Source organism: Curtobacterium sp. MCBA15_007 (genome assembly GCF_001864905.1).
Classification (GTDB): Bacteria; Actinomycetota; Actinomycetes; order Actinomycetales; family Microbacteriaceae; genus Curtobacterium; species Curtobacterium poinsettiae.
On the sequence record NZ_MJGM01000056.1, the window covers coordinates 275,444 to 284,452 of the forward strand.

The window sequence follows — 9,009 nt, forward strand, 5'->3', positions numbered from 1 at the left end:
CGACCTCTTCTGCTCACTCGCTGGTGACTACGGGGTCAGGCGCGTCGGGCCACGGAACAGGTACGTGACCTCGCGGATCGACGGCTCACCGAGCATGAGCATCAGCACGCGCGCGAGGCCCATGCCGAAGCCGCCGTGCGGCGGGACGCCGTAGCGGAAGAAGTCGAGGTACCAGCCGAGCTCCTCCGGGTCGAGACCCTTCTCGACGGCCTGCGCCTCGAGCACGTCGACACGGTGCTCGCGCTGGGCACCTGTGGAGATCTCGGCGCCGTTGAAGATGAGGTCGTAGCTGTTGGTGACCGACGGGTCGCCGGGCTTCCGCATGTGGTAGTACGGCCGGATCGAGGCGTCGTACTCCGTGACGAAGACGAACTCGGAGCCGTGGTGCTCCTTCGCCCAGGCGGCGACGCGGCGCTCGCCCTCGGGGTCCAGGTCGCCGTCGGCGCGGACGACGTCGTAGCCGCTGTCGGCGACGATCTTGCGCGCGTCGGCCAGGGTCACGCGGGGGAACGGCGTCGCGGGGACCTGCAGCTCGAAGCCGAAGACCTCTTCGATGTCCTTGCCGTACTTCTCCTTGACGGCGGTGATGCCGGCGACCAGGACCGCTTCGTGCATCGCCATGACGTCCTCGTGGGACTCGATCCACGAGAACTCGGCGTCGACGCTGGTGAACTCGGTGGCGTGACGGCTCGTGAACGAGGGGTCGGCGCGGAAGGCGTCGGCGATCTCGAACACGGCACCGAAGCCGGCCGGCTGCGCCATCTGCTTGAAGTTCTGCGGCGACTGGGCCAGGTAGGCGGTGGTCTCGAAGTACTCGAGCTGGAACAGTTCGGCGCGCGACTCGGACGCCGACGCCATCAGCTTCGGGGTGTGGATCTCGATGTAGTCGCGGTCGACCCAGTACGTGCGGAACGCGTGCTCGAGCGTCGTCTGGATGCGGAAGATCAGGTTCTGCTTGCGGTTGCGCAGGTCGAGGAAGCGCCAGTCGAGACGCTTGTCGAGCGACGAGTCGTCGGCGATCGGGGTCTCCGGGATCGCGGCGCTCACCACCTGCAGCGCACCGATCTTGACCTCGAGCCCGCCGAGCTTCACGCGCTCGTCGTGCTTCAGCGTGCCGGTGACGTGCACGAAGGTGCCGTGCGCCAGGCCGGAGATCTCGTTGGTGGTCGCGAGCGCGGACTGTGCGGCGTCGTCGCCGTCCTCGGCCTCGCGCGTCGCCGGGTTCACGAGCTGGACGGCGCCGGTCTCGTCGCGCAGCACGACGAACTGCACCTTCTTCTGGTCTCGGACGGTCTCGACCCATCCGGCCACGGAGACGGGACCGTCGGGGAGGGCTGCCAGGTCGGCGATGCGGGTGCGTTCGATCACGGTGGTCGAGTCTAACCGCCTGCGTCCGGGGGCGTGGGCGGCAGCGCTCCTCCCTCAACAGGGCCGCCCGCGTCCGGCGTTCTCCACCGATGGCCGGGAGGCCCGTGGCGGCGTGCGAGGACTCCCTAGCGTTGTCGACGTGGCCGGGTCGCGGGACGAGAGGGGACCGGGTGGGGACGGGGACGGGGGAGCTCGCGACCTGGCCGCCTGCGGCGGTCGCGGTGGTGGTGGTGGCGCTGTGCACTGCGGCGTTCACACTGCTCGCGGCGTTCGTCGGTGGGCTGTGGGCGGTCATCCGGTGGCGGCGGGACGTCGGGCGGGAGCAACGGGACCGCTGCTGGGCGCGGTTGACCGTGGTGTTCGACCTGATCACCGCGGCCGAGGTCGGGCGTCGCGAGATCGGCCGGAATCTGGCGCAGGCGATGTACGACATGCAGAAAGTCCCCGCCGGAGAAGAACCCGCTGCAAGGGTGTTGGCGGAACTGTTCATCGAGAAGAGGAGACAGTGATGACGACTCGTCTGCGCCGTGCCTGGCGAGAGCTGGTGCGGAAGGAGGACACGGTTCCCGTGGAGCGGCCGTACATCGGTCCTGCGCCGGGCGAGAGCCCGTGGGACTGGGCGCAACGCGGGGCGATCGACTGGCAGCTCCATGTCGAAGAAGGGGAGCTGAAGCTCGAACTCGAGCGGCAGCGCATGCGTGCCAGGGTGCTCGCCGAAGACGGCGCGACGTCAGGGGAGCGAAGCGCGGAGTGACCCGAGGGTGCCGATGAACTCCTCGGCCATGCCGGCGCGCTCGACGAGCTTCGCGTGGCGGGTGCGGGCGTCGTCCAGGTACGCATCGAGACGTGCAGCCAGCGCGGGTTCGTCCTCGGGGTCCTTCGCCGCGAGGGCGTCGACCACACGGAGCAGCTCGGCCATCTCGTCGAGCGTGAACCCGAGCGGCTTCATCCGGCGGATCACGAGCAGTCGTTCCAGGTCCTGCGCGGTGTACACCCGGAACCCGCCGGAGGTGCGGCCGCTCGGCACGAGCAGCCCGACCTCGTCGTAGTGCCGGATCGTGCGCAGGGACATGCCGGCGCGGTCGGCGAGTTCGCCGATGTGCATCGTGTCGGGGACGTCGCTGGTGCTCACGGAGCGCGACTCTACCCTCACGTGAAGGTAGAGTTCCGAACGATGTCCGTGATCACACACGCGCCGACGGCCCCGAGCGTCCTCGCCGCCCTCCGCTCGCCCCGCATGCTCACCCGGGAGGTCCTGGCCGGCATCGTCACCGCGCTGGCCCTCATCCCCGAGGCGATCTCGTTCTCCGTCGTCGCCGGCGTCGATCCCGCGGTCGGCCTCTTCTCGAGCGTCATCATCGCGATCGTGATCTCGATCGTGGGCGGTCGACCCGCCATGGTGTCCGCCGCCGCCGGTTCGGTGGCGCTCGTCATCGCGCCGCTCGTCCGACAGCACGGGATCGAGTACCTGGTGCCCGCGATCGTCCTGGGCGGTGTGTTCCAGCTCCTGCTCGGGTTCCTCGGGGTGGCGCGGCTGATGCGCTTCATCCCGCGCAGCGTCAACGTCGCGTTCGTGAACGCCCTGGCCATCCTCATCTTCACCGCCCAGCTGCCGAACCTGCTCGGCGACGACGTCCCGTTCATCGTCTGGCCGCTGACGGCACTCGGCATCGCGATCATCGTCGGGTTCCCGTTCCTGACGAAGGCGATCCCCGCGCCGCTCATCGCGGTGGTCGTCATCACCGGCATCACGATGGTGTTCAGCGTGGCCGTGCCGACGGTCGGCGACGAGGGGGCACTGCCGACGGCACTCCCCGGCTTCAACGGCATCGTGACGCCGTTCAGCTTCGAGACCCTGCAGATCATCGCGCCCTACGCGTTCGGCGTCGCGATCGTCGGCCTGATCGAGACGCTGCTCACCGCGCAGCTCGTCGACTCCATCACCGAGACCGGGTCGAGCAAGTGGCGCGAGTCGTGGGGCCAGGGCGTCGCGAACATCGCGTCGGCGTTCTTCGGGGGGACCGGTGGGTGCGCGATGATCGGCCAGACGGTGATCAACGTGAAGACCGCGGGCGCCCGGACGCGCATCTCGACCTTCACTGCCGGCGTCTCGGTGCTCGTCCTGACGATCGTGCTCCACGACCTCGTCGCCCAGATCCCGATGGCGGCCCTGACGGCGGTCATGCTCATGGTCTGCGTCGCGACCTTCGACTGGCACAGCATCCGGCCGCGCACCCTGCGGCGGATGCCGCTCGGTGAGACCGCGGTCATGCTCATCACCGTCGTGGTGGTCGTCGTGACCGAGAACCTCGCCACCGGGGTGCTCGTCGGTGTGGTCGTGGCGGCCCTGGTCTTCGCCCGACGGGTGGCGCACGTGGTGACCGTGGTGCGCGAGCCGGTCGACGACCGCACCGTGCGGTACCGGGTCCGTGGGGCGCTGTTCTTCGCCTCGTCGAACGACCTCGTCACGCGGTTCTCCTACGCAGAGGACCCGGAGCACATCATCATCGACATGGCCGACGCCCACGTGTTCGACGCGTCCACGGTCGCGGCGCTCGACGGTGTCGAACAGCGGTTCGCCAAGCACGGCTCGACGGTCGAGGTGGTGAACCTCAACACGGGGTCGATCGCGCTGCACGGACGGCTGTCCGGAGAGCTCGGCGGCTGAGTGCTTCCGCATCCGGTGAATCTCCTGAGGGGGCGGTGGGAACCGCGGGCGACCTACACTGGAACCCATGCCCGCGACCCGTCTCCACCTCGTCCGGCACGGAGAGGTGCACAACCCGGGCCGCGTCCTCTACGGCCGGCTCCCGGGCTTCGGGCTGAGTGAGCTCGGCGCGCAGATGGCCGAGGCCGCAGCGACCGCCTGGAAGGACGCCGGCATCGACGTCCGTCGGGTCGTCGCGTCCCCGCTGCAGCGCACGCAGGAGTCCGCCGCGCCCTGGTCGGCGGCCTACGGGCTCGACGTGACGCTCGACGAGCGGCTGATCGAGCCGACCAACCGCTACGAGGGGCAGCCCCCCGGGTTCACGAAGCGCTCGCTCGGCCGTCCGGCGGAGTGGCCGTGGATCGCGAACCCCCTGCGCCCCAGCTGGGGCGAGGCGTACGAGTCGATCGCGAACCGCATGCTCGCGGCGATGACCACGGCGTGGGAGAGCGTCGACGAGGGCGACGTCGTCCTGGTCAGCCACCAGCTGCCGATCTGGATGGTCCACCGGAAGCTCGCGGGGGAGCCCCTGTGGCACGACCCGCGCAAGCGTCGCTGCGACCTGTCGAGCATCACCACCGTCGAGCGTGTGCCCGCCACGTCGAGCGGTCGCTTCACCGAGGTCGGGTACTCGGACCCCGCGCAGGAACTGCGCGCGACCGCCGTCGACGAAGGAGCAGTGTGAAGACCACGACCAGCAGGAAGCGCATCGCGACGATCGCGGCGACGGTCGTCGTGGCCGCCCTCGCCCTGGCGGGGTGCTCGACGGACAACAGCGACCTCGCGAAGCAGTACGGCAACGGCACGACCCAGAACTACATCTCCGGTGACGGCGCGGTGACCGAGGTCTCCGCGAAGGACCGCACCGACCCGGTGACCTTCCGGGCCGAGGACTCGAACGGCGACACCGTCTCGTCGAAGGACCTCCGGGGCAAGGTCGTCGTCCTGAACTTCTGGTACGCCAGCTGCCCGCCCTGCCGTGCCGAGGCGAAGTACCTCAACGAGGTGCACGACGAGTACGCCGACTCGGACGACGTCGCGTTCATCGGCGTCAACGTCCGCGACGAAGCAGCGACCGCGGCCGCCTTCGAGCGCACCTTCGACGTGCAGTACCCGACCGTCCTCGACCAGCGCACGGGCACGATGCAGCTCGCGATGTCCGGGCAGATCGCGCCGAACGCGGTGCCTGCGACGATCGTCCTCGACACCAAGGGGCGCGTCGCTGCCCGCGTCCTCGGTGCGGTCGACGGCACGGGCATCCTGAAGACCCTGGTCAGCGACGAGCTCGACGCCGGCAAGGCCTCCTGACCCGTGGCCTCCAACCCCTTCGCCGACGCGATCCTGAGCGGCCAGATGGCCGTGGCGCTGCCCGTGGCGGCGCTCGCCGGGCTCGTGTCGTTCCTGTCCCCGTGCGTGCTGCCGCTCGTGCCGGGGTACCTCGGGTACGTCGGCGGTGTCGCCGAGGGCGGGCAGCGTCGGGGTCGTGTGGTGCTCGGTGTGCTGCTGTTCATCGTCGGGTTCACCGCGGTGTTCGTGGCGTACACGACGGTGTTCGGGGCACTCGGCTTCTGGCTCGTCCGCTGGCGTGACCTCATCACGCAGGTCCTCGGGGTCGTCGTCATCGCGATGGGCCTGGTGTTCGTCGGACGGTTCACGTTCCTGCAGCGCACCATCAAGCCCAGCTGGACCCCCGCGACGGGGCTGCTGGGCGCACCGCTGCTCGGCATCGTGTTCGGCCTCGGCTGGACGCCGTGCCTCGGCCCGACCCTCGCGGCCATCAACCTGCTCAGCGTGCAGTCGGGCAGTGCCTGGCAGGGCATGTGGCTCGGTGTGGCGTACTGCCTCGGGCTCGGCATCCCGTTCGTCCTCGTCGCGCTCGGCGCCGGCTGGGCCACGGGAGCCATCTCGGCGGTGAAGCGTCACATGCGCACCGTCAACATCATCGGAGGAGCGATCCTGATCGTCATCGGTCTGCTCATGGTCACCGGAATCTGGTCGGCCGTCATGTCGAGCGTCGGGGCGGTGATCCAGAGCTTTGTCCCCGCGGTCTGACCCGAACGAGCACATCCCGACGGGTGCAGGCGAGGGAGCCGACACCGCTTCGGACCCGCAGCGACCGTCCGACCACGTCGACGGCTCCGGCCCCACCGACGGCGGCGTCAACCAGCCGAAGCTCGGCTTCGTCGGGTACCTCCGGTTCTTCTGGCGGCAGCTGACGAGCATGCGCACGGCGCTGTTCCTGCTCATGCTGCTGGCCCTCGCGGCGATCCCGGGTTCGCTCGTGCCGCAGCGCACCGCCGACCCGAACGGCGTCGTGCAGTACAAGGCGGACCACCCGCAGCTCTTCCCGGTCCTCGACAAGCTCCAGGTCTTCGACACCTACACCTCGGTGTGGTTCTCGGCGATCTACCTGCTGCTCTTCGTCTCGCTCATCGGCTGCATCGTGCCCCGCACGAAGCACCACTGGCAGGCCCTGCGCACCCGTCCGCCGAAGACGCCCGCGCGTCTGACGCGACTGGCGGGATTCCGCACCGTGGCGGTGCAACCGGACGCGATGATCGACGGCACCACCGGGATCGACCCGGCCACGGGCCTCCCGTCCGCCGAGCAAGCGGTGACGCGCGCGATGGCGATCCTGAAGCGCTCCGGGTACCGAGTCGAACGGTTCGGCGACTCGGTGAGCGCGGAGCGCGGCTACCTGCGCGAGACCGGCAACCTGGTGTTCCACTCGGCCCTCGTCGGGGTGCTCCTGGCGGTCGGTGTCGGCGGTGGCTTCGGCTTCACCGGTCAGCGTCTGCTGGTGGAGGGCCAGACGTTCTCCAACGTGCTCGGCTCGTACGACTCGTTCAACCCCGGGCGCTGGTTCCAGCAGACCGACCTCAAGGGCTACAACCTGACCCTCGACAAGTTCGTGACGAAGTACGAGGAGCGGAACCTCGACGCCCTCGGCCAGGCGCTCGACTACTCGGCCACCGTCACGAGCACCGAGAAGGGCGGCGAGCCGAAGACCAGCCGTCTCGGCGTGAACGACCCGCTGCACGTGGGTGGCACCAACGTCTACCTGCTCGGCAACGGCTACGCGATGCAGGTCACGGTGCGCGACGGCGACGGCAACGTGGCGTTCAAGGACGTCGTGCCGTTCCTGCCGCAGGACGCGAACTACACCTCGCTCGGCGTGATCAAGGCCCCGGACGCCAAGCCGGACCAGCTCGGGATCCGCGGGTTCTTCTACCCCACCGCGGTGAAGAACGCGAGCGGCGCCTACACGTCCTCGTACCCGGACACCGAGAACCCGCTCCTGACGCTGCAGGTCTACACCGGTGACCTCGGCCTCGACGACGGCGTGCCGCAGAGCGTGTACACGCTCAACACCGGCGGGCTGAAGCAGATCGCCGGCACCGACGCATCGACGGCGAGCCTCGCGCTGAAGCCGGGGCAGACGAAGAAGCTCCCGGACGGTGCCGGATCGATCACGTTCGACGGCGTCAAGCGGTACGTCTCCCTCGACGTGCACCACGACCCGTCGCAGCTGTGGGTGGGCGGGTTCGCCCTGCTCTCCACCCTCGGTCTGCTCACCTCGCTGTTCGTCCCGCGCCGTCGCGTCTGGGTGAAGGTCGTCCCGCGCAAGGACACGCAGGGCGGCGAGTACGACCTCGAGTACGCCGGCCTCGCACGCGGCGAGGACCCGAACCTCGAACGGGCCGTCGCGGACATCGCACAGCGCCACACGTCGGACCTCGGAGTTAGGATGCCCCAGTGAACGACATGACCACGAACCTCGCGACCTACTCGGTCGTGCTCACGTACTCCGCGATGGCGGTGTACGTGGTCGCGTTCATCTCGTTCGCCCTCGACATGGCCAAACGCTCCGGCGAGGTCACGGCCGCCGCGAAGAACACGGGCGCCGACGACAGCTCGGCCGATGCGGCCAGCGCTTCTTCCGCACGCGCGGCGAAGACCGTCGCGACCGTCCGCGGCGGCACCGTCGTGCTCGAGCAGGTCGCCGCGCCGCCAGCGGGCGGTTCGTCCGGCCGCAGCACGAAGTTCGAACGTGTCGGCATGGCGATGACGATCCTCGCGCTCGTCCTGCACGTCGCCTCGGTCGTCCTCCGCGGCATCGCGGCCGACCGTGTCCCGTGGGGCAACATGTTCGAGTTCTCGCTGACGGGCACGGCGCTGATCACGCTGATCTTCCTGCTCGTGCAGTTCTGGCAGAACCTGAAGTTCCTCGGCGTCTTCATCACGGGCCTGACGATCATCCTGCTCGGCATCGCGACGGTGAACTACTGGGTCCCCGTCGTCCCGCTGCAGCCGGCCCTGCAGTCGTACTGGCTCGTCATCCACGTCTTCGTGGCGATCTCCGGCACCGGGTTCTTTGCGCTCGGGGCGGGGCTCGCGGTGGCGCAGCTCGTGCAGACGTACCGCCAGGGCCGCACCGCCTCCGGCAAGCTCCGCTTCATGGCGACCCTCCCCGACGCCGACCGTCTCGAGGTCCTGACCTACCGCGTCCTGCTCGTCGGCTTCGTCCTCTGGACCTTCACCCTGATCGCCGGTGCGATCTGGGCCGAGCGTGCCTGGGGTCGGTACTGGGGCTGGGACACGAAAGAGGTCTGGACCTTCATCATCTGGGTCGTCTACGCGGGCTACATCCACGCCCGTGCGACCCGCGGCTGGCGCGGTGCGCGGTCGTCCTGGCTGGCCTTGATCGGCTTCGCCGCGGTGATGTTCAACTTCTCGGTCGTGAACGTCTTCTTCAAGGGCCTGCACAGCTACTCGGGTCTGTGAACCACGCGGCTCGCTGATGCGGCCCTGGTCGCGACCACGGCCGGACGGGAGGCGCGGTGCCAGCTGGTACCGCGCCTCCCGTCCGTCGTTCGGTCGCGTCCACGGACAGGAAGACGCCGTCGTGTCGGCTGGACGCCGCGTCCTCGGCG

Annotated in this window: 10 protein-coding genes; 8 read left to right on the plus strand and 2 right to left on the minus strand. The window is 69.4% G+C overall.

The window, feature by feature from the left end; genetic code table 11:
* Nucleotides 1-27: 27 nt before the first annotated feature.
* Nucleotides 28-1,368 (minus strand): aspartate--tRNA(Asn) ligase, encoded by a 1,341-nt coding sequence (aspS, locus tag BIU95_RS15115; RefSeq protein ID WP_017888582.1) that lies wholly within the window; start codon nucleotides 1,366-1,368, stop codon nucleotides 28-30.
* A gap of 170 nt (nucleotides 1,369-1,538) precedes the next feature.
* On the opposite strand from aspS, the gene BIU95_RS15120 reads away from it, so the two are divergent.
* Both BIU95_RS15120 and BIU95_RS15125 read left to right on the plus strand, forming a co-directional pair.
* The gene (locus tag BIU95_RS15120) at nucleotides 1,539-1,877 is read left to right on the plus strand and encodes a hypothetical protein (RefSeq protein WP_139179823.1); all 339 of its coding nucleotides are present in this window, start codon (nucleotides 1,539-1,541) and stop codon (nucleotides 1,875-1,877) included.
* Entirely contained in the window at nucleotides 1,877-2,122 is a 246-nt protein-coding gene (locus BIU95_RS15125; protein WP_139179824.1) for a hypothetical protein, read from the plus strand. The genes BIU95_RS15120 and BIU95_RS15125 overlap by 1 nt, the downstream gene beginning before the upstream one ends.
* On the opposite strand, the gene BIU95_RS15130 is transcribed toward BIU95_RS15125, so the two are convergent.
* Nucleotides 2,099-2,473, minus strand: coding sequence for a MerR family transcriptional regulator (locus BIU95_RS15130; RefSeq protein ID WP_071252052.1), 375 nt, complete (start codon nucleotides 2,471-2,473; stop codon nucleotides 2,099-2,101). The genes BIU95_RS15125 and BIU95_RS15130 overlap by 24 nt on opposite strands.
* 69 nt (nucleotides 2,474-2,542) lie before the next feature.
* On the opposite strand from BIU95_RS15130, the gene BIU95_RS15135 reads away from it, so the two are divergent.
* The 6 genes from BIU95_RS15135 (at nucleotide 2,543) to ccsB (ending at nucleotide 8,860) form a co-directional block, all read left to right on the plus strand.
* Complete coding sequence (locus tag BIU95_RS15135; RefSeq protein ID WP_017888586.1) at nucleotides 2,543-4,036, plus strand: SulP family inorganic anion transporter; 1,494 nt, start codon at nucleotides 2,543-2,545, stop codon at nucleotides 4,034-4,036.
* Nucleotides 4,037-4,103: 67 nt separating this feature from the next.
* Nucleotides 4,104-4,760 (plus strand): histidine phosphatase family protein, encoded by a 657-nt coding sequence (locus BIU95_RS15140; protein WP_071252038.1) that lies wholly within the window; start codon nucleotides 4,104-4,106, stop codon nucleotides 4,758-4,760.
* Nucleotides 4,757-5,383, plus strand: coding sequence for a TlpA disulfide reductase family protein (locus BIU95_RS15145; RefSeq protein WP_017888588.1), 627 nt, complete (start codon nucleotides 4,757-4,759; stop codon nucleotides 5,381-5,383). The genes BIU95_RS15140 and BIU95_RS15145 overlap by 4 nt, the downstream gene beginning before the upstream one ends.
* 45 nt (nucleotides 5,384-5,428) lie before the next feature.
* Nucleotides 5,429-6,127 (plus strand): cytochrome c biogenesis CcdA family protein, encoded by a 699-nt coding sequence (locus BIU95_RS15150; RefSeq protein WP_042538234.1) that lies wholly within the window; start codon nucleotides 5,429-5,431, stop codon nucleotides 6,125-6,127.
* Nucleotides 6,111-7,835 carry a cytochrome c biogenesis protein ResB gene (locus tag BIU95_RS15155; protein WP_254783380.1) on the plus strand — a complete coding sequence of 575 codons (1,725 nt, stop codon included), beginning with the start codon at nucleotides 6,111-6,113 and terminating at the stop codon, nucleotides 7,833-7,835. The genes BIU95_RS15150 and BIU95_RS15155 overlap by 17 nt, the downstream gene beginning before the upstream one ends.
* Before the next feature lie 5 nt (nucleotides 7,836-7,840).
* A complete protein-coding gene (ccsB, locus tag BIU95_RS15160; RefSeq protein ID WP_071252054.1) occupies nucleotides 7,841-8,860 on the plus strand; it encodes a c-type cytochrome biogenesis protein CcsB in 1,020 nt (339 codons plus the stop codon).
* Nucleotides 8,861-9,009: the final 149 nt, after the last annotated feature.

Bases quoted from the DNA above. Each gene is read 5' to 3' on its own strand.
- BIU95_RS15150 (WP_042538234.1), top strand. From the start codon at position 5,429: ATGGCCGTGGCGCTGCCCGTGGCGGCGCTCGCCGGGCTCGTGTCGTTC.
- BIU95_RS15125 (WP_139179824.1), top strand. From the start codon at position 1,877: ATGACGACTCGTCTGCGCCGTGCCTGGCGAGAGCTGGTGCGGAAGGAG.
- ccsB (WP_071252054.1), top strand. From the start codon at position 7,841: ATGACCACGAACCTCGCGACCTACTCGGTCGTGCTCACGTACTCCGCG.
- BIU95_RS15140 (WP_071252038.1), top strand. From the start codon at position 4,104: ATGCCCGCGACCCGTCTCCACCTCGTCCGGCACGGAGAGGTGCACAAC.
- BIU95_RS15135 (WP_017888586.1), top strand. From the start codon at position 2,543: ATGTCCGTGATCACACACGCGCCGACGGCCCCGAGCGTCCTCGCCGCC.
- BIU95_RS15130 (WP_071252052.1), bottom strand. From the start codon at position 2,473: ATGCACATCGGCGAACTCGCCGACCGCGCCGGCATGTCCCTGCGCACG.